Genomic DNA, 20,956 nt, shown 5'->3' with positions numbered 1-20,956 from the left:
CGTAAAGGCGCAATGGTTTTATTTAAAAGTGAAGGAGTGATACGTATGTCACAGGCAAATATGCCAAATTTTACCCCTAACATTACTTTAGCTCGTGATGATGTTGTCAACTTATTGTTAGCCTCCATTGCAATGGAGGAAATGGGTTTGGCACACGTGATTAATGCGGAAGGGGAAAAAATCCAGTACGCGCTTGGGACATTAAACGGTTTTACAGGACCGCCAGCTACGATACAAGAGATACTACAGATGAATGAAAGTGTGACTTCTATGCTTGATACGATCTTCAAAAAGGAGATCATTCTTGAATCAAAGATGAAAGCAGCGACGTCAATCCCAACTTTAAGAGGACCGACGGGACCGACAGGAGCAACGGGAGAAGATGGAAACATTGTCGCGGTAAATAGTATTGCAGGTGTCGCGGGAAATGTGACGATCACAGCCGGAGATATTCCCGGATCGATTACGAATATTAACGGAGTAACAGCTGCAGAAGATGGAAGTCTGACATTAAATGCAGAAGATGTTGGTGCTTTTCCAATGATGATCTCTTTGCCGTCAAATAGTAATTTAGATATGTTTCAAACATCGGGTGTATACATTTCTGATGGTGAGCAAGGACCACCAACGTATTCTGGGTTCCCGCAACCAGGTATCAATATCTCAGAAAACTGGACATTATACGTGTCAGTTATTATGCCAGCAAACATTGTAGATATAATTGTTTTTCAGTTAGCCATTACAAATCCAGCTATTTATGTACGACGTTCCGACGCAGGTGGCGCAAGTTGGCAACCATGGGTAGAATTTGGTGTACAAGGACCAACAGGAGTGACAGGAGTAACAGGACCAACAGGAGTGACAGGCGCAACCGGAGCGACAGGAGCAACCGGAGCGACAGGAGCAACCGGAGCGACAGGATCAACAGGAGTAACAGGACCAACAGGAGTGACAGGCGCAACCGGAGCGACAGGAGCAACCGGAGCGACAGGAGCAACCGGAGCGACAGGCGCAACAGGAGTGACAGGCGCAACAGGAGTGACAGGCGCAACAGGAGTGACAGGATCAACAGGAGTGACAGGCGCAACGGGAGTGACAGGCGCAACAGGAGTGACAGGATCAACAGGAGTGACAGGAGCAACGGGAGTGACAGGCGCAACAGGAGTGACAGGAGCAACGGGAGTGACAGGAGCAACGGGAGTGACAGGGTCAACAGGACCGACAGGTGCAGTGGGTCTACGGGGTCCAACGGGACCAGCGGGACAAGTGCCAATTCTCTATATTATAAACAACGCTGTTGGGAATGTGTCTGTCATTAATGGCAATACAACAGAGACAATTACGACTGTAGCTGTCGGGGGGACGCTCTTAAATGTAGGCGGCACGATAGATAAGATCCGGAATAAAGTATACATTCCAGTGCAAGCTGTAGGGATCGTTGCTGTCATTGACGGATCACTCAATCCGCCACAAGTCGTGGCAACAGTGAGTGCACAGCTGCCAATTCAGCCATTTGGGCAAATATCAGTCAATACGACAACCAATATTGTATATACAGCAGGAGGAGGTAGTTATTCAAAAATTGATATGAACACGACACCACCAACCGTTACAAATATTCCACTTGCAAATAATTTGTTAGGGACGGAGATCAACCCTGTAACTAATACGTTGTATGTTCTAAGAAGTGTTGGTGGCGTTGGGACGGTGTTAGTTGTAGATGCAAATACGGATACGTTAGTGACGACGATCACCTTATCGCTAGGTCCCCCGGGAGGGGCTATGATCGATATTTTCCAAAATAAACTATATACAACAATTAATGCATCTGGTGGCGGGGTGAATGTGATTGATGGGGCAACTAATACAATTGTAACTGTTATCCCGACGGCGGGAACCGCAGTGAATGAGAGTGATATTAATCCATTAGCAAATCGATTGTATGTCGGTACATCTTTTTCGGTGACTGGAAACAGGGTGTTTGTAATTGACACGACAACCGATACAGTGATTGAAACGATCACCGTTGGGTCGAATGTTGGTGGTGTGGCACTAAATCCAATTACAGCGATGTTTAGTAATTATCCGTCGAGCTTGTTTTTTGTACCTTCCCAACAAGATGGCGGTTCAATTGCTGTTATCAACCAACTAACAAATACAATTGTGACAACACTGACAAATGTGGGGGCGCAACCTAGGTGGATTGGCCTGTATCCATTTGGCGTTCAGAACGAATAGCATGAATTGAAGATCATCTTGCATGCAGATGGATTGGCATTGCGCCATTTGAGGCAAATATGAATAGCTAATGATATTGGATATTTAAACGTTTTTAAAAGAGTTACTTTCCCAGATGCCTTTTATAAGGGGAGGTAACTCTTTATTTTTGATTATTTAATTGCTATTTATAAGGAATACATTTGGCGCCAATCTTCTAGTCGCTATCCTATAATCGTTTCTACATTATAGTGATTCAAATCAATCGTCACAGGCTCTCCTGCTATAGAAGATGCCAGTATGTGACCAATGTATGGTCCGGTCGTGAGCCCACTCGACCCTAGTCCATTGGCGAGCCATACATGAGGAAATGAAGGGATGGTACCGAATACAGGGAGAAAATGTGGCACGACAGGACGAAAACCGACACGTGCTTCTAACCATGTTGCCTGAGAGAGTCCTGGGGCAGTCTGAAGTGCATGGTCAAACAACGTATGCACTGCACTAGCTGTAATACGCGCATCAAAATTTGTCCCATCTTCATGAGTTGTCCCACAAACAATACGTCCTTCATTGAAAGCGAGTAAATATTGATTCCCAGGTGGCATGACAACGGGCCAGTCGTTTGTATCATCTCTGACTTGTAAATGAATCATTTGTCCTTTTTGTTCACGGACGTGTAATTTAATGCCTAGAGGTGCTAAAAGTGATGTGGCCCAGGCACCAGCAGTGACGACAATTTCATCGGTTGATACATAGTCTTCATTAATAAACAAGCCCACTTTTTCACCACGTGTCTGTAAGGAAGCTGTTTTTTCTACATATGTAGCACCATGTTGCGTAGCGGCTTGTTGCATTGCGCGTGTCAGTGTGCGACCGTCCACACGTGCGCCACCGGCGACATGAAGTGCGACGAAGTGATCCGCAAGAGGTGGAAAAAGTGCGCGTGCGCTGCAATGATCGAGGATGTCAAGTTCACCGATTTCAGGTGCTTCTATGCGTTTTTGTAATGCTCTTTGTAAGGTGGCTTCTACTTGTTTTTCATCTGGATGTAGCCATAAAGCTCCGACCTGCTTATAGCCTGTTTCCTCTTGACCATCGCGTGTTAATTGGTCAATGAGCGTTGGATAATAAGCAGCCCCGCGACGCACGAGGGCATACCATGCTTTGTTACGCCGTTTGGTGAGCCACGGACAAACGATACCGGCCGCAGCATCAGTGGCTTTGCCACGGTGATTGGCGTCGATGAGTGTGACATCGTATCCTTTTTTCGCTAAATGATAGGCAGTGGAACTACCGACAATTCCCCCACCGATAATGGCAATATGTTTCATAGACGTTGAACTCCCTTCATGTAAAATCGTAGCGGAAGTGTAATAGGAATGTCAAATGAGGCATTACAAGGTGTCTGCACTTCTAACCTCCAGAACACATATGCTAAACTAAAGAAGTAGGCGCACTTGACTTCTTATTTTGAGGAGAAGGAGTGACGTAAGATGTTATGCATAGGGATTTCTTCCTCTGTTCAAGATCATACGCATGTGCTTACAGCATTCGATAATGTAAACGCTGTAAATATGGAAAGGACGTTGCCGTTTGTATTACCTAATGTTGAAAGTAAAAAGGCATATCGTTACGTTGAACAATTAGATGGCGTCTTGCTGACAGGTGGAGGTGATATTGACCCTAGTTTATTTGGCGAAGATCCTCATCCGTCATTAGGGGAAATTACGCCAGTCCGTGACCTATTTGAGGTTGCCGTTGTGCAAGCGTGTTTGGAGCAAAAGAAGCCGTTACTGGCCATTTGTCGGGGAGCACAAATTTTGGCAATTGCTGCGGGGGGAGATATGTATCAAGATTTACCGGTGCAGTTTGAAGGGACGTTAATCCAACATGCACAAAGAGCACCTCGTAGTCATCGTAGTCATTTAATCCACATTAAAAAAGGTTCTCTTTTAGCAGACATTGCTCAGAGCACACATGAAAAAGTAAACAGCTTTCATCATCAAGCCGTGCGTCGTGTTCCGTCCAACTTTCGGGCGGTCGCATGGAGTCGCGACGGTGTGATTGAAGCCATTGAACATAAAAAGTCGCCGTTTATGATTGGTGTTCAGTGGCACCCAGAAAACTTACTTGCAACCAATGATACGTTTTCCAAGCGATTGTTCGATGCCTTCATACAAGCTTGTGAACAAAGAAAGGAAGTGGATGGTAGATGAATGTTGCAGAATATAAACAAAAAGATGGTGTCGCTTTAGCGAATTTAATTAGGAAGAAGGAAGTAAAAGCAGAAGAATTGGTGCAAACAGCCTTGTTGTGCATGAAGGAAAATAAACATTTAAATGCATGTGTATACCATCGTCATGAAGAAGCAATACAGGAAGTCGCGAAGGTAGAAACAACATCTCTCTTTGCTGGTGTGCCCTTCTTATTAAAAAATTCTTCTCAGGCACTATCGGGCGCACCACTCACTTCAGGGTCAGCATTATTTAAAGACCATCGCTCTATGCAGACAAGTCATTATACTAAGCGCCTGCAAGATGCAGGTTTACTTATGTTAGGCTATACGAATGCACCAGAATTTGGACTAAAAAATATTACGGAACCAAGGTTATATGGAGCCACGCGTAATCCACATGATCCGTCTCGTTCTCCAGGTGGTTCAAGTGGAGGTGCAGCCGCCGCTGTGGCAAGTGGCATTGTACCATTTGCCGGTGCGAGTGATGGGGGAGGTTCCATTCGTATCCCTGCCGCATTCACGGGGTTGGTCGGCTTGAAGCCGACACGCGGACGGACGCCGGTTGGTCCTGGCGTCGGTAGGCAGTGGCAAGGAGCAGCAATTGATTTTGTCATTTCTAGAAGTGTGCGCGATAGTGCGCGTGCGCTTGATGTGCTTCAGATTGTCCAGCCTGAAGCGGCTTTCCAAACTCCGCTGTACGAGCGTGGATACGAAGCAACATTAAGAGACGCGCCGAAAAAGCTGCGCATTGCGTATACGCTTGCGTCTCCTGTACATACGCCGGTAAGTGAAGATGCAAAAGCAGCCGTTCGCAAGTGTGTACGTTGGTTGGCATCACTTGGTCATGAGGTTGAAGAGGTACAACCATCTATTGATGGCGTTGCCCTCATTCAACATTATTATTTAATGAATGCTGGTGAAATGGCGAGCTTGCGCGATCGATTAGAGCAGGCGTTTGGACGAGCACTATTGTCACACGAGCTCGAAACAGAGTCTTGGTTGCTATCGCAGTGTGGAAAGAATGTGACTGCATCTGCCTACGCTCAAAGTTTGCTCGCTTGGGACGAAGCGGCCGCAGTGATGAGTGATTTTCATCGCACATACGACCTGTATATCACACCAACTGTCGCTCATGTTGCACCAAAAATCGGAGAGCTCACACCAACTGTTGCGCAAGAAGCTTTTTGGAAAGAGCGGGTGAATGAACTTCGAGTGGACGAACAGCTTCATTTAATTTATGAACTGTTTTTACCGGGATTGACGTATACGCCGTTTACGCAACTGGCCAATTTAACTGGACAACCAGCAATCTCATTGCCACTTTATAAAACAGAAGAAGGTTTACCGCTCGGTGTGCAATTTATGGCGCAAAAAGGCAAGGACGAGTTATTGCTGCAAATAGCGCGAATGTTTGAGGAAAGCGCGTTGTGGTGTATGGGTGTGTAGGAGTAGTGGGAAGAAATGGGTGATGGATGATTGCGAAGCCAGTGAAGTGCGATGAGATGAGACAGGCATCATTTGTATCTTTCTATAGGAAATGATGCCGCCTCCATTACTGTATCGTGTAAGAGATATGTGTTACCTACGCAAAAGACTAATAGATGATCACGATCATGCTCTCCATTAGGAGGGCATTTTTTCATGCTTCGTCTTTACAAAAACTTAACATGTCCATCAAACCTTCTTCATACAACCACCCTATACTTAGGTTTGTAAGTTCGATAATCGATTTCTAGGGGGAAATGAACAGATGAAGAAAATCGGTGCAATTGCCGCAGCATCTTTATTTTTGTTAGCAGCATGTGGATCTAGTAGTGATGTAAGTCAGTCAAATACAGAAGGTGAAAAGAGCGAGGCGAGCGTCTCAGGTTCCATTCTTGTTGCTGGTTCTAGCGCAATGCAACCGCTCGTTGCTGCTGCTGCGGAAGAATTTGAAGCAGAGAACAAAGATGCGAGTGTGTCTGTTCAAGCCGGTGGATCGGGGCAAGGGTTGTTATCTGTGTCAAATGGTCAATCAGACATTGGGAACTCAGATGTTTTTGCTGAAGAAAAAGACGAAATTGATGCAGGGGCATTGGTCAATCATCCAATTGCTGTTGTCGGAATGGGACCAGCTGCTCACCCTGAGGTAGGGATTGAGAACTTATCGAAGCAACAATTAATAGATATATTTACTGGGAAAGTTACGAACTGGTCTGAAGTAGGTGGCGCAGATGTTGATGTGACAATTGTCAATCGTCCTGACTCATCAGGTACGCGCGATACATTTGTAAACTATGCACTAGACGGGGCAACGCCAGTTGAAGGGATTACGGAAGAATCTTCAAATGCTGTACGGCAAATCATTAGCGAAACTGCAGGTGCAATTGGTTATCTTGCGTTTTCTTACTACGATGGTTCAGTAACACCTTTACAAGTAGATGACGTTGAACAAACCGATGAAAATGTTACTTCAGGTAAATATCCAATTTGGGCATACATGCACTCATACACAAAAGGTGAGCCTGAAGGGTTAACAAAGGATTTTATTGATTACATGTTAGCAGATACGGTACAACAGGAAATTATTCCAGAGCTTGGCTATATTCCAGTAGCTGATATGAAAGTGAAGCGGGATGCTGAAGGGAACCAATCGGATATATAATTCCAGAGGTCAGCTCAGAAGTCTGGTGGGACGAACATCGTTTGCCAGACTTCTGATGATAGGCTGGAATAGGGGGAAAAGCATGTGAACACGGAATTATCGGTTTCAGACCGTTTATGTAAAGGGAAAAGTAGCCGCGCGACAAAGTCAGAGCAACGCGGTCGCCTACTCGTGTATAGCTGTGCGGCGTTAATTATTTTAACAACAATATCATTGACATTATTTCTCGTTATACAAGGTTTACAAATGTTTGTAAAAAACGGCGTCAATCCGTTGACGTTCCTTACGAGCTTGGATTGGCAGCCAACACGCTCAGCCGCAGACGGTGGGCCAATGTACGGAGCACTGCCGTTTATAGTTGGTTCTTTTGCCGTGACGATACTCGCAGCGTGCATTGCTGCACCTCTTGGGATCGGCGCAGCGATTTATATGACTGAGATTGCACCACGTTGGGGACAGAAGGTATTACAGCCAGTCATCGAATTGCTTGTTGGGATCCCGTCTGTTGTTTACGGGTTTCTTGGGCTCAGCTTGCTTGTGCCATTTTTGCGGGAACATGTGGGCGGCCAAGGTTTTGGGTTATTGGCAGGAATGATTGTGCTATCGCTCATGATTTTGCCGACCGTGACGAGCATTGCCGTTGATGCACTGCGAGCCATTCCTGGTAGCTTGCGTGAGTCGTCGCTTGCCCTTGGTGCGACGCGCTGGCAAACGATTCGTCGGGTCATTGTCCCGGCTGCTGCACCAATGTTAATGACGGCGGTTGTATTAGGGATGGCACGGGCTTTCGGTGAAGCATTAGCAGTTCAAATGGTCATCGGCAATGCCCGGACGATTGCGACATCGCTTATGGATCCAACAGCGACATTAACGACAATTATTACATTAAATATGGGTCATACTGTTCCAGGGAGTGCAGAAAATAACGCATTATGGTCACTCGCACTTATTTTACTTCTCATGTCATACGTATTTATTTTACTCGTTCGGTATTTATCGTCAAGGAGGAAATTCTCGTGAATAGAAAACTGACAGATCGCGCGGCGACGGGGGCGTTTACTGTTGTTGCCATGCTCATTGTCATCATCCTCTCAAGCTTAATTAGTTATATTTTATATCGTGGATTTTCGCATATGAGTTGGGACTTTTTGACGAGTGCGCCAAGTGCTGCAAGAGCAGGAGGGGGTATTGGGCCACCGTTGTTTAACTCTTTTTATATGTTGATCTTAACCATGTTATTTACGGTCCCGCTTGGTTTGGGCGGTGGCATTTATATGGCACAGTATGCGAAGCGAGGACGGTTTACAAATTTCATTCGGACGTGTATTGAAGTGCTCGCATCTTTGCCTTCCATTGTTGTTGGTTTGTTTGGTTTACTTGTATTCGTCCAGTTGACAGGTTGGAGTTACTCGATTTTAGGTGGCGCGCTTGCTCTCACGATTTTTAATTTACCAGTGATGGTACGGGTTGTGGAAGATGCGTTAAGAAGTGTGCCGCAAGCACAAACTGATGCAAGTTTAGCACTTGGTGTAACAAAGTGGGATACAATTCGAACAGTCTTATTACCGGCGGCATTTCCGGGGATTTTGACTGGGGTCATTTTGTCATCGGGGCGTGTGTTTGGTGAAGCTGCCGCATTGTTATTTACATCGGGTGTGACGACACCTCGGTTAGACTGGCTTAACTTGAATCCTTTTTCTGAGTCGTCACCGCTAAACATTTTCCGACCGGCAGAGACGTTGTCTGTTCATATATGGAAAATCAACACGCAAGGGCTTGTACCAGATGTAAAGGAAATTGCAGACGGGGCAGCACTCGTACTCATTGTTGCGGTATTGCTATTCAATGTATTGGCTCGTTTGTTAGGTGCGTTCGTGCACCGGAAAATGACGGCATCAAAATAAAGGGGTGTGTAGATGTATGGCCATTGCGGTTATGCCAAGAGTTGAGGAAGAATTACAACCGGCTGTGAAACAACAAGAAGTATTGCTTCATGCGTGTGACTTAAATGTGTATTACGGTCAACAACATGCCGTCCAAGAGGTGTCACTGACAGTAAACAAACATGAAGTGTTGGCACTAATTGGGCCATCAGGATGTGGGAAATCGACGTTTTTACGAACGATGAACCGCATGAATGATGGGATTGAAGGAGCACGTGTGACCGGTCAAATTTTGTATGAAGGTTTAAATGTTTTAGGAGAAAACATTCATGTTACTGCTTTACGTAAAGAGATTGGCATGGTATTTCAAAAGCCGTATCCTTTTCCAAAATCAATTTATGAAAATCTTGTCCATGGACTGCGGCATCATCAAGTGAAAAAGAGTGAATGGGATGAAACGATTGAAGATGCGCTAACAAAGGCAGCGCTGTGGGATGAAGTGAAAGATCGGTTACATGAATCGGCACTTGCGCTTTCCGGAGGGCAACAACAACGTCTTTGTATTGCCCGTGCTTTAGTGTTAAAGCCGAGAGTGCTACTGTTGGATGAACCGGCATCGGCGCTTGATCCGATCGCAACGGCAAAAATTGAAGCGCTCATGCTTGAATTAAAAAAGGAACATACCGTCGTTGTTGTCACTCATAATATGCAACAAGCTGCCCGGGTATCTGATCGTACCGCGTTCTTCTACCAAGGAAAATTAATTGAAGTAGGCAATACGAAACAAATGTTTCATCAACCAGGTGAGAAACAAACAGCAGACTATATTGCGGGTCGATTTGGTTAAGGAGGGAAATGATGATGCAAGCAGTGGCATTTAAACCGAAACAAGCAACAAAACAGGCTACAGTTGTTTACGATGTGCAAGATTTAAATTTATGGTATGGAAAAACGCATGCCTTAAAAAATGTGACGCTGCAGCTGAAAGAAAAGCAAGTGACGGCAATTATTGGTCCCTCTGGCTGTGGCAAATCGACGTTTTTAAAAACATTAAACTTGATGACACGTATGGAGCCGTCAATTCGCCTTGCAGGAGATATTTACTACCGGGGGGCACAGCTCCTTTCAAGTAAAATGGATATGACAACACTATGTAAAGATGTCGGAATGGTATTTCAAAAGCCAAACCCATTTCCAAAATCAATTTTTGAAAATGTTGCCTACGGGCCACGTATTCATGGTGTGCGAAAAAAAGCGATGCTTACAGCAATTGTGGAAGAGAGTTTACGAGACGCGTTTTTGTGGGATGAAGTGAAGGATCGTCTGCATGCGCCAGCGCTGGGCCTATCTGGCGGGCAACAACAACGCCTTTGTATCGCTCGGGCGTTAGCGACAAAGCCGGAAGTTTTATTGTTAGATGAACCAACGAGTGCACTTGATCCGTTATCTACGCGGAAGATTGAGGAGTTAATTTTGGCATTGAAACAAAAGTACACGATCATTATTGTGACGCATAATATGCAACAAGCGCGCCGCATCTCCGATGAGACAGCATTTTTCTACATGGGCGAGCTTGTTGAGAGTGGACCGACGGCGAAATTATTTACGACGCCAGCTCAGAAGCGAACCGAAGACTATGTTTCTGGTCAATTTGGGTAAGTAACTGAGCGCTATTCAGTTAAAAACCCTTGTTTTTGCAAGAAACCTTTAAGGTGGGGACGCTTGTTCTTTTCTGTATATTGAGCCATGCGCGCAGTCCAGTTCCTCGTGTCTGCGCCTTTTGTGCGTGCCTCATAGTAACTAGAGATGGTCTTGTCATAGGTTTCCAATGCATGGCGATGATGCTTGTAATGTTCTTCGTGAACAGTCACATTTTGCGGCAGGCGCGGTTTTTGTGCAGGATAGCGGGTTGGATAGCCAAGTGCAAGTCCCATCACCGGGAAAACATACTTTGGCAGTTGTAGACGTGTGGCGACTTTTTCAGGTTCATTGCGAATACCGCCAATCATGACACCGCCAAGACCGAGCGATTCTGCGGCAAGCAACATATTTTGTGCAACGAGGCTGGCGTCTACCGTCGCGACGAGGAGCTGTTCAATGCCACCAACTGTAAAAGGGGCGGTGTATTGTTTACTCGCGCGTGCATGACGAGAAAAGTCGCCACAGATCACGAAGAAAACAGGGCACGATGCTACCCATGGCTGTCCACCGGTCCACTCAGCGAAATCTTTTTTCGTATCCGCATTTTTAATAGTAACAATAGAATAGGCTTGTACATGATGAGAAGTCGATGCCCAACGTGCGGCGGTCGTAATCGTGTCAATGATTTCATCTGTAATGGGTTTATCTGTAAATGAACGAATCGAGCGATGGTTAGACATTGTCTGTAAGACATCATTTGTAAGCAAGTAATCACCTTCTTTTAAAAAATTTGTTGTTAGCGTCCATATACACCCATGATCATCACAATTACTGCGGTGAGAAAAAATAGTGTTACATGAACCATTCCTTGGTGGTTATGCTGTTTCTTTAAGCAACGGCGCCCTTTTTCAAAGAAAATGAGCATAGAAAGCGCGACAATTGCTTTCAGTGTAAAAAACAAATCAAATTGATAAGCATATAAGAGCATGAAGCCAGTGATGACGAGTAATAGCTGTGTTGCATACACAAACCATGTTAAGACAAACCGACCTTTACGCCAATGGCGCCATGTATAGATAAGGAGCAGGAGCGCAGCAAGAAAAAACAGCGGCCATACTGCTTGATGGAAAGCGGCGATGATTCGAAAGACTTGAGCGGGAATCATGCAAATCCCCTTTCTGTTATGTACTAGTTAGCTTGATTATAGCATAGAAGGGAAGATGATTCAGGTGAAATGCAGTTTGAAATTGAAGTGGAGAGCTTGATTTGAAGCGGCAGGAGATTTACAGAAGAGATCATATGGGAAACGAGTTTGAAATGTTGTCACACTGTAAGCTGTAAGTTATACTAGTGTCATAGCAAGTAAGCGCACTCAAAAAGGTGGTCGGCACTCCTTTTTAAGAAAGGGGGTGTTGCACGTGACAGAGCTCCAATCTTGGATTCTCATCGCAATTGCGTTTGGAACACTCGTTGTTGCCGTCGTAAACGTGTCTAAGCAAGACTAAACCCACCATTTTGAGTTGAAGGCTCATGGTGGGCGTAATACCCCAAATAGTCGACCCCTTTTAAGGGACGCTTCTTGCTATGACCGTAGGTGCAACGCACTTGCGGTCTTTTTAGTGTGTGTTTCTCTTCACTTTATTATACACTGTGTACGTTTGTTCAGTCAATAAAGGATAAGGGACTTTTCACTTGCAAAAGTCGGCTGTTTTCGTCATGATTAGGACAATAATAATGGACAAAGGGGTACAGAACATATGACAACAATGATTTATGCACATCGTGGTGCTTCAGGTACATATCCAGAAAACACGATGAGCGCGTTTCAGGCAGCGGTATTAGCTAGCGCAGATGGGATTGAGTTTGATATACAATTGACAAAAGATGGTGTGCCCGTCGTCATTCATGATGAGACGATTGACCGGACGACAGACGGACGCGGAGCCATTTCAGACTATACGGCAGCGGAACTGGCACGTTTCAATGCGGCGGCTCGTTATCCACACTTAGCACCAGAACGGATACCGACGCTAGCAGAGGTACTAGCGTGGGCGGACACGTATCCTGCACTATTACTCAACCTTGAATTAAAGGCATATGGTGAAGATCGCAGTCGTGTGGTGGCGGCAGTAAGTCAGGTGTTGCAAGAGACAAAGGGAAGCAATGAAATTGTTGTTTCATCGTTTGACCATATTGTGCTTGCACATATGAAAGAGGCTCATCCGGAATTGGAGATTGCGGTATTGACAATGGGACCACTCTTTCAACCAGAGAAATATATAGAAAATCTCGGTGCTACTGGCTATCATTTATGGTCTCCTTTTGTCACCGAGCCAGTTATCCAAGACGTGCAAAGTGCTGGGGTTGCGTTGCGCTCATTTACAGTGAACGATGAGCGACAACTACGCGATTTTCTCTCGTGGGGGTGCACGATCTTTACAGATTTTCCAGAAAGAGCTGTGAAGATTCGTAGTGAGTTACGATTGTCATAGTTTACAGGCGCTTATTGTTGGACAGACTGGGTTGTAAAACGTAGCGGGGTCTTGTATAAGGGAGATACCTCTACATGAAAAAGGAGATTTTTCATGCAACCAGCTGTGCAAAAAAGTTTAAATGTGTCGTTGGTGCTTTTATGTTTTACATTGTTATTGTATATGAAGTATACGCTTGTATTTGCGAGTACCGAAAGAGACTGGGTTGTAACGGTTGTTGACCAACCGATTCAAGTGAATCATACTGTCCATCTCCAAGTTTTTGTAACCGACGAGATGTATGAAGGTGTTACGAATGCGACAGTTAAAGGTTATTTTTCGCACGAATCAGGAGACGTGTCTGTCATCTTCCATCATGTCGAATCAGGTCTTTATGAAGCGGAAGCATTGTTTCGGGCTGAAGGTGACTGGATGGGAGAAATTTTTGTGTCAACATGGCCACATGAAGAGGTGCAACCAGCATTATTATCAGTAGAAGCAGGTGGCCTGTAGTGACGATCTTTTAAGCTAGTCAAAAAGGTCTCTCATGTGTAAAATGAATGCGTATAGATAAAAAAGGATATTGTTGCATACATTCCTTTTTTCTTTTGAATTGAGATGGGAGAGTGGTTTGCAAGATGGACACCAAGAGAAGAATTGAACGATGGCATACATATCCGCAATTAGAGGATGATGTAAGGAGCGCATTGGACGCATTGTTGTCAGATGAACAGGCACTTGAAGATTGTTTTTATCAAGACTTGGTGTTTGGAACTGGTGGTATGCGGGGGGAAATTGGACCAGGACCAAATCGGATGAATACTTATACGGTTCGTAGGGCGGCAGAAGGGCTCGCGCGATTTATTGAAAAACGTGGAAAAGAAGCGAAAGCGCGTGGTGTCGTTATTGCTTTTGACTCACGTCATAAATCAGCGCAGTTTGCGCGTGAAGCCGCGCGTACATTAGGGGCGCACGGAATCAAAACATATGTATTTACAGAGCTTCATACAACACCGCAGCTTTCTTTCGCTGTCCGTTATTTGCAAGCACAAGCAGGGATTGTTATCACTGCATCGCATAATCCTCCTGAGTACAATGGCTTTAAAGTATATGGCGAAGATGGTGGTCAGTTTCCGCCTGCGCTAGCTGATGAGCTTGTTGCTTGTGTAGGAGAGATTGAAGACGAACTAGCAATTGCGGTTGAAGATATTGAAACACTGCACAAAAAAGGTTTATACGAGGCAATAGGGGAAGTGGTTGACGATGCGTACCATACTGCCTTGCAGACCATTTTATTGCAGCCGGAGATGGATCAACAGTTTGGCCAAGACATTTCGATCGTGTTCACACCATTACATGGTACAGCGACAGCACCAGTGACACGGGCATTTGCTGAGAGTGGTTTTAAAAATGTGACTGTTGTAAGCGAGCAAGCGCTACCGGATCCCGAATTTTCGACTGTGACTTCACCAAACCCTGAAGAGTCAGCGGCATTTGAAATGGCGATTGATTATGGAAAGAGACATGGTGCAGACATATTGATCGCAACAGATCCTGACGCCGACCGGGTTGGGCTGGCAGTGAAAAATGAGACCGGGGATTATGTACTATTAACTGGGAATCAAACCGGGGCATTAATGCTTGACTATTTGTTACAACAACAGCAAGAACAAGGGATACTCCCTGAAAACGGTGTTATCCTAAAAACAATTGTCACTTCAGAAATTGGTCGGGCGATTGCCACTGCATATGGACTTGCTGCGGTAGATACTTTAACTGGTTTTAAATTTATTGGTGAAAAGATGGGCGAATACGAGCGCTCGGATGAACACACATATTTATTTGGTTATGAAGAGAGTTATGGTTATTTAATTGGCGATTTTGTTCGTGACAAAGATGCCGTACAAGCGTGTTTATTTGCAGCAGAGATGGCGCTACACTATAAGCGCGAAGGGAAAACGCTGTTTGAAGCACTCCAGTCGGTGTTTGCACGTTATGGTTACTATAAGGAAGATTTACAGTCATTAACATTAAAAGGGAAAGAAGGCGCGGAGAAGATTGCCCACATCCTAACAAGTCTACGGGCGAACCCATCGAAGGAAATAGATGGACTTGAAATTGTCCGCGTTGAAGACTACGAAAGTCGTATCGCGACGATGCTTGCGACAGAGGAAAAAGCGCCACTTTCATTACCGCAATCAAATGTATTAAAATATATTTTGGCAGATGAATCGTGGTTTTGTGTTCGCCCGTCAGGGACAGAGCCGAAAGTGAAATTTTACTTTGGTGTCGTTGCAAATAGCGAAGAAAATAGCTTTGCGAAGTTGAAGCAGTTGAAACGAGCTGTACTTGCCTATATGCAAGCATATATTGATAAAAAATAGAAAGAAGGCGCTAATCTAGGCGCCTTCTTTCGTCTGTTTGTTCGATGCGAGCAAGTTTGGCTTCTAATTGTTCTATTCGTTCGTATAATTCCGCATTTTCAAGTCCTGCATTGTCCTGCATTTCTAATCGTTTACGTTTGTACGCATAATCAGTCATAATGGCAGTAATAGGAATGAGCAAAGCAGCTAATGGAATGAGGATCCATGCACTCATCATTGATCGCCTCCGAATCTATTCATCTTTCCCCATTATAACAAGCACGTCTCAAAAAGGCGAGCAGTTTTCCTCATGGAAAGGGTCGTTTGTTCATACGTATAGAAAGATGAAGGAAAAGGGGTGAAGTGTATTGGCAGCACAGTCAAAAGAGTTGCGGCAGGCGATTGGGGAAATTACCGAGATCGCCCGCGGTTTTGGACTTGACTTTTATGAAATGCGCTATGAAGTATGTCCGTCCGACATCATTTATACGTTTGGAGCATACGGGATGCCGACGCGCTATAGCCATTGGTCATTTGGAAAACAATATCACAAAATGAAATTGGAATATGATTTAGGGTTAAGTAAAATTTATGAGCTTGTCATCAACTCGGACCCGTGTTATGCATTTTTATTAGACAGCAATTCACTTATTCAAAACAAACTCATTGTGGCACATGTGCTTGGACACTGTGATTTCTTCAAGAACAATATCCGATTCGCGCATACCCGTCGAGATATGGTTGAAAGTATGAGTGCAACAGCAGAGCGGATTGCCCATTATGAACATGTCCATGGAAAAGCAGAGGTAGAAGATTTTCTTGATGCGGTACTTGCCATTCAAGAACATATTGATCCGTTGTTGCTTGATGTTGCCCATAAAGAGCATCCCGAGCTGGATCAGGACAAGAAAGGTGCATATAAAAAGACACCTTATGATGATTTATGGCGACTGGAGGTGCAAGACGAAGAGGACAAAGTGTCTGTAAAAAAACAATTTCCCGCTCAGCCTGAAAAAGACCTGTTGTTGTTTATAGAACAACATAGTCGTGAACTTACGCCATGGCAACGAGATATATTAACAATGATGCGTGAAGAAATGCTCTATTTTTGGCCACAATTAGAAACGAAGATTATGAACGAAGGTTGGGCATCTTATTGGCATGCCCGAATTTTACGAGAACTTGATTTGACAAGTGACGAATCAATTGAATTTGCGAAGTTGAACGCAAGCGTTGTGCAACCTTCAAAAACATCCATTAATCCTTACTACTTAGGAGTGAAGATTTTTGAAGACATTGAAGCACGGTTTGATGATCCTACAGATGAAATGAAGAAACAAGGGGTTCAGCCGGGGACTGGACGAGAGAAAATCTTTGAAGTTCGAGAGATAGAATCAGATACATCTTTTATTCGTAATTATTTAACGAAAGAACTCGTTAAACAGGAGGATTTGTATTTGTTTCAAAAGCAAGGGATTGACTATAAAATTGTTGATAAAAGTTGGGAAGAAGTACGTGATGAACTGACGAAATCACGTGTCAATGGTGGGTTTCCTTATTTGGTCGTGACAGATGGTGACCATTTACGAAATGGAGAGTTGTATATTCAACATCGATACGAAGGCACTGAGTTAGATGTTAGCTATTTGGAAAAAGTCCTCCCATATATTTACCAATTATGGGGTCGGTCCGTACATCTTGAGACATATGTCAATGAAAAACAAGTCATCTTTGTTTATGATGGCGAAAAAACAAGCCGCAAATACACATAAAAAGGGGCTGTCAAGGCCCTTTTTTAAGTTTTAAATAAGCAAAATGATTGACGCTGGCAGTTGTTCACAGTAAAATGGTTCATACGCTTCAAAAAATATTTCGATCATCTAAATATTAACGATCATGCGAGGTGACAGAGACAAGTGGAGATATTTAAACGTCTAGCAAAATTTTACATGCCTTACAAAAAGTATTTTGTTTATTCACTGTTGGCGCTTTTTTTTGTAACGGCTATTACTGTCGTGTATCCAGTTATATTGCAAATTGCGATTGATGAAGGCATTGTTGGTGGCAACGCCAACCTCATTCCTTATTTAGCAATTGGCTTAATTTTGATCATGGCAGTGAAAGGACTCGCTACGTATATTCACCAATATTTTGGCGACCTCTTTGGTATTCAGACGGTATATCGGTTGAGAAAGTCATTGTATGAAAAATTACAGTTTTTACCTTTTAGTTACTATGATCGTGCCAAAACGGGTGATTTAATGTCGCGCTTAACGGCAGATGTTGAAGCATTTCGCTTTTTCCTCTCTTTCGGTTTTGCCCAGTTTGTCCATTTTATTTTAATTGTTAGCTTCACACTCGCAGTAATGTTTTACTATTCAGTGCCACTCACCTTGGCGACGATGGTGACGTTGCCATTCTTGGCTGTTGCTGTATACAAGTTTGATCAGCGTGTGCATCCTAGTTTTCGGAAAGTAAGGAAATCACTTGCTGGGCTAAATTCAAAGGTGCAAGAAAACGTGAGTGGGATACAGACAGTGAAGGCGTTGTCGCAAGAGGAAAAAGAAAAGACTCGTTTTCATAGTCAAAATGATGATTACCGTGAGAAAAATATAGAGATTGCCAATGTGTGGGGAAAATACTTTCCACTTATGGAATTTATGGGGAATGTTTCGGCGGTCATTTTGTTAGGATTTGGTGGCTATCTAGCTGTCCAACAACAGTTAACGCCTGGAGAGCTCACCGCTTTCTTTAGCCTCATTTGGTTCATGATTGGTCCCATCATGCATTTAGGTTTCATTATTAACATGTTCTCACAATCAAAAGCTTCTGGAGAACGGTTGCTCGAAATATTTTCAGAAAAGGAACGACCGATTGGTGCGCTAGAGACAAAGAAGGCAGAAAAGTTACGAGGCGAGGTAACTTTTAAACAAGTAGATTTGCGTTATGATGGTTCTTCAAACGACGCTTTGTCAGCGCTTGATTTCCATGTTCCTCAAGGTAAAACCATCGGTTTAATCGGTTCTACTGGTGCCGGGAAATCGTCTATTGTTCAATTGTTGATGCGTTTCTATGAGCGAACAGGTGGCGAAATTTTGATTGATGGTAAACCGCTAGAATCATATCATGTCAATATATTACGGCAAAATATTGGCATTGTGATGCAGCAAACATTCTTGTTCTCTTCAACAATTCGTGACAACTTAGCATATGGGCGTCCAGATGCGACAGAAAATGACATTGTCACTGCAGCGAAACGCGCCGATGCCCATGCGTTTATTTCCGAGCTTCCGGACGGGTACGACACGGTATTAGGAGAAAAAGGGCTTGGGTTATCTGGTGGTCAAAAGCAACGAATCGCCATTGCCCGGGCAATGATCATGAACCCAAGCATTCTAATATTGGATGATGCAACAAGTGCAGTTGACATGAAAACAGAGGTCAAGATTCAGCATGCACTGCATGACATGATGAAAGGGCGCACGACTTTTGTCATTGCGCATCGGATTTCGTCTGTCAAACATTGTGATGAAATCCTTGTTTTAGAAGAAGGCAATGTACAAGAGAGAGGAACACATGAAACACTATTAGCGCAACCGGGGATGTATCGTCGCATTTATCATATGCAAAACGAGCATCAAGCAGATGAAAAAATGAGCGTGTAGAGAGGAGTATCGGAATGGAAAAAACAGTAAAAAATAAGAGCCGTTTTCATTATCCGGTGGAGCAAGTCATTGAAAAACCATTTAATTGGAAACAACTTCTTCGATTGCTTGCGTTTGTGAAGCCGTATGCAAAAACGTTGTTACCAATCACGATTGTGATGATGTTACTTGCGACAGCAGTTCGGTTAGCAATCCCAATTTTTATTGGTGTATTTGCGATCGGACAAGTCGAAAAAGGACTCGCAACTGGACCAGACATGGTGTTCTATGCGGCCATTGTCCTTGGTTTATATGTCTTAAATATGGTTGCCAATATGCTCCGAATCCGGTGGATGAATCGTCTCGGGCAATATGTGATCTTTGACATTCGTAAGAAGTTATTTAATCACATCCAACATTTGTCGCACCGTTTCTTTGATCAGCGTTCTGCCGGTTCGATTCTCGTTCGTGTTATTAATGATGTCAACTCGTTGCAAGATTTATTTACAAATGGTGTTGTCAATTTGTTGATGGACATCGTCATGCTCATTGGGATCGTCGTCATTTTATTTACGCTTAGTCCGCAATTGGCGCTTGTGATCCTCATTATTTTACCGATCATGTTCTTCATCTCTACGAAACTAAGAAGGAAAATCCGTCGCGCGTGGCAAACGGTACGCATTCGACAATCACGCCTTAACTCGCATTTAAATGAGAGCATTCAAGGAATTAGAGTGACACAGGCTTATGCACAAGAGCAAGAAAACATGGCTTTTTTCGATGACGTGAATACACAAACATATAAGAGTTGGCAACATGCCACAAAGATGAATGCGTTATTTCGTCCCTTTGTAGAAATGGCGAGTGCACTGGGTGGTGCGATTTTAATTTGGTATGGGGCGTATTTGATTCAAAGTGATACAAACCCATTGACGCTTGGTGTATTTGTCTCATTTGCCTTTTATGTTGGGATGTTTTGGGAGCCGATCTCTCGTTTAGGACAAGTATATAATCAGTTATTAGTCGGAATGGCTTCAAGCGAGCGCATCTTCGAATTTTTAGATGAAAAGCCAAATGTGGAGGACAAGCAAGACGCGAAGCGCTTAACAAATGTCGAAGGAGAAGTTGTTTTCCGTGATGTGACATTTGCGTATGATGCGCGTCGTCCAGCATTAAAGGGAATTAATCTGACATTCGCTGCGGGGAAGACAACAGCACTTGTTGGGCACACCGGCTCAGGGAAATCAACCATTGTCAATTTGATGAGCCGATTCTATGATCCAACTAGTGGAACAATTTTACTCGATGGAACCGATTTGAAAGAGATTCGTCTAGCTGATGTACGTGCGAGCGTGAGTTATGTGTTGCAAGATACATTTATTTTTGCGGGCACAATTATGGATAACATTCGCTTCGGACGTCCAGATGCAACGGAAGAAGACATTATCGCAGCAGCAAAAGCGGTCGGGGCTGATGACTTTATTAGGAAACTAGCAGATGGTTATCATACAGAAGTAGAGGAACAAGGGAGCGTGCTCTCTGTTGGAGAAAGACAGTTGCTTTCGTTTGCCCGCGCGCTTTTAGCGAATCCGCATATTTTAATTTTAGACGAAGCAACAGCAAATATTGATACGGAGACAGAATTAAAAATCCAGGCAGGTTTAAAAACATTGTTAGCAGGCAGGACAGCGATAATGATTGCGCACCGCCTGTCAACCATTCGCGAAGCAGACCATATTATTGTGCTAGAGAATGGACAAGTAATAGAAGAAGGAACGCACCAACAATTACGAGAGAAAAAAGGCATGTATGATGGGTTTATTCGCTCTCAGCATGAGGCGTTGCAGACGTAAC

At 44.0% G+C, this 20,956-nt stretch carries 17 protein-coding genes and 1 pseudogene; 14 read left to right on the top strand and 4 right to left on the bottom strand.

Annotated elements, in window-relative coordinates; translation table 11 throughout:
* Nucleotides 1–45 precede the first annotated feature (45 nt).
* Nucleotides 46–2,238 carry an alpha-helical endospore appendage domain-containing protein gene (locus BLT29_RS13885; protein WP_090775754.1) on the top strand — a complete coding sequence of 731 codons (2,193 nt, stop codon included), beginning with the start codon at nucleotides 46–48 and terminating at the stop codon, nucleotides 2,236–2,238.
* Between the two features lie 203 nt (nucleotides 2,239–2,441).
* Here BLT29_RS13885 and BLT29_RS07765 read toward each other — a convergent pair.
* Nucleotides 2,442–3,584, bottom strand: a pseudogene (locus tag BLT29_RS07765) (NAD(P)/FAD-dependent oxidoreductase); the annotation flags it as partial.
* A gap of 129 nt (nucleotides 3,585–3,713) precedes the next feature.
* On the opposite strand from BLT29_RS07765, the gene BLT29_RS07760 reads away from it, so the two are divergent.
* From BLT29_RS07760 to pstB (BLT29_RS07730), 7 genes are all read left to right on the top strand, one after another.
* Entirely contained in the window at nucleotides 3,714–4,436 is a 723-nt protein-coding gene (locus tag BLT29_RS07760; RefSeq protein WP_090775752.1) for a gamma-glutamyl-gamma-aminobutyrate hydrolase family protein, read from the top strand.
* Nucleotides 4,433–5,902, top strand: coding sequence for an amidase (locus tag BLT29_RS07755; protein WP_090775751.1), 1,470 nt, complete (start codon nucleotides 4,433–4,435; stop codon nucleotides 5,900–5,902). Before BLT29_RS07760 ends, BLT29_RS07755 begins: the two co-directional genes overlap by 4 nt.
* 304 nt (nucleotides 5,903–6,206) lie before the next feature.
* On the top strand, nucleotides 6,207–7,100 hold the full coding sequence (locus BLT29_RS07750; RefSeq protein WP_090775750.1) for a phosphate ABC transporter substrate-binding protein: 894 nt from the start codon (nucleotides 6,207–6,209) through the stop codon (nucleotides 7,098–7,100).
* An 84-nt stretch (nucleotides 7,101–7,184) separates the two neighbouring features.
* The gene (pstC, locus tag BLT29_RS07745) at nucleotides 7,185–8,120 is read left to right on the top strand and encodes a phosphate ABC transporter permease subunit PstC (protein ID WP_090775749.1); all 936 of its coding nucleotides are present in this window, start codon (nucleotides 7,185–7,187) and stop codon (nucleotides 8,118–8,120) included.
* Complete coding sequence (gene pstA, locus BLT29_RS07740) at nucleotides 8,117–9,004, top strand: phosphate ABC transporter permease PstA (RefSeq protein ID WP_090775748.1); 888 nt, start codon at nucleotides 8,117–8,119, stop codon at nucleotides 9,002–9,004. Before pstC ends, pstA begins: the two co-directional genes overlap by 4 nt.
* A 31-nt stretch (nucleotides 9,005–9,035) precedes the next feature.
* Nucleotides 9,036–9,830: a phosphate ABC transporter ATP-binding protein PstB gene (gene pstB / locus BLT29_RS07735; protein WP_437182633.1), complete on the top strand. Its 795-nt coding sequence runs from the start codon at nucleotides 9,036–9,038 to the stop codon at nucleotides 9,828–9,830.
* 11 nt (nucleotides 9,831–9,841) lie between these two features.
* The gene (gene pstB / locus BLT29_RS07730) at nucleotides 9,842–10,642 is read left to right on the top strand and encodes a phosphate ABC transporter ATP-binding protein PstB (RefSeq protein WP_437182630.1); all 801 of its coding nucleotides are present in this window, start codon (nucleotides 9,842–9,844) and stop codon (nucleotides 10,640–10,642) included.
* 11 nt (nucleotides 10,643–10,653) lie between these two features.
* Here the strand turns inward: pstB (BLT29_RS07730) and nfsA are convergent, their stop codons facing one another.
* Together nfsA and BLT29_RS07720 are read right to left on the bottom strand one after the other, a co-directional pair.
* Nucleotides 10,654–11,391 (bottom strand): oxygen-insensitive NADPH nitroreductase, encoded by a 738-nt coding sequence (nfsA, locus tag BLT29_RS07725; RefSeq protein ID WP_245701159.1) that lies wholly within the window; start codon nucleotides 11,389–11,391, stop codon nucleotides 10,654–10,656.
* Nucleotides 11,392–11,420: 29 nt separating this feature from the next.
* Nucleotides 11,421–11,789 carry a hypothetical protein gene (locus BLT29_RS07720; protein ID WP_090775746.1) on the bottom strand — a complete coding sequence of 123 codons (369 nt, stop codon included), beginning with the start codon at nucleotides 11,787–11,789 and terminating at the stop codon, nucleotides 11,421–11,423.
* A gap of 592 nt (nucleotides 11,790–12,381) precedes the next feature.
* Here BLT29_RS07720 and BLT29_RS07715 point away from each other — a divergent pair.
* The 3 genes from BLT29_RS07715 (at nucleotide 12,382) to BLT29_RS07705 (ending at nucleotide 15,479) form a co-directional block, all read left to right on the top strand.
* Complete coding sequence (locus BLT29_RS07715) at nucleotides 12,382–13,116, top strand: glycerophosphodiester phosphodiesterase (protein WP_090775745.1); 735 nt, start codon at nucleotides 12,382–12,384, stop codon at nucleotides 13,114–13,116.
* A 93-nt stretch (nucleotides 13,117–13,209) separates the two neighbouring features.
* Nucleotides 13,210–13,608: a hypothetical protein gene (locus BLT29_RS07710; protein WP_090775744.1), complete on the top strand. Its 399-nt coding sequence runs from the start codon at nucleotides 13,210–13,212 to the stop codon at nucleotides 13,606–13,608.
* Nucleotides 13,609–13,733: 125 nt separating this feature from the next.
* A complete protein-coding gene (locus tag BLT29_RS07705; RefSeq protein ID WP_090775743.1) occupies nucleotides 13,734–15,479 on the top strand; it encodes a phospho-sugar mutase in 1,746 nt (581 codons plus the stop codon).
* A 10-nt stretch (nucleotides 15,480–15,489) separates the two neighbouring features.
* On the opposite strand, the gene BLT29_RS07700 is transcribed toward BLT29_RS07705, so the two are convergent.
* Nucleotides 15,490–15,693, bottom strand: coding sequence for a hypothetical protein (locus BLT29_RS07700; protein ID WP_090775742.1), 204 nt, complete (start codon nucleotides 15,691–15,693; stop codon nucleotides 15,490–15,492).
* A gap of 133 nt (nucleotides 15,694–15,826) precedes the next feature.
* Between BLT29_RS07700 and BLT29_RS07695 the strand changes: the two genes are divergently transcribed.
* The 3 genes from BLT29_RS07695 to BLT29_RS07685 all read left to right on the top strand — a co-directional run bounded on the left by BLT29_RS07695 (nucleotide 15,827) and on the right by BLT29_RS07685 (nucleotide 20,955).
* Nucleotides 15,827–17,230, top strand: coding sequence for a SpoVR family protein (locus tag BLT29_RS07695; RefSeq protein WP_090775741.1), 1,404 nt, complete (start codon nucleotides 15,827–15,829; stop codon nucleotides 17,228–17,230).
* 144 nt (nucleotides 17,231–17,374) lie between these two features.
* Nucleotides 17,375–19,123, top strand: a complete 1,749-nt coding sequence (locus BLT29_RS07690; protein WP_090775740.1) for an ABC transporter ATP-binding protein — start codon at nucleotides 17,375–17,377, stop codon at nucleotides 19,121–19,123.
* A gap of 14 nt (nucleotides 19,124–19,137) precedes the next feature.
* Entirely contained in the window at nucleotides 19,138–20,955 is a 1,818-nt protein-coding gene (locus BLT29_RS07685) for an ABC transporter ATP-binding protein (RefSeq protein WP_090775739.1), read from the top strand.
* The last annotated feature ends 1 nt before the right edge of the window (nucleotide 20,956 follow it).

Source organism: Shouchella lonarensis (assembly GCF_900096965.1).
GTDB classification, from domain to species: Bacteria; Bacillota; Bacilli; order Bacillales; family Bacillaceae_D; genus Shouchella; species Shouchella lonarensis.
Note: the sequence above shows the minus strand (reverse complement) of the source record. Positions and strands in the feature narration are given on the sequence as shown.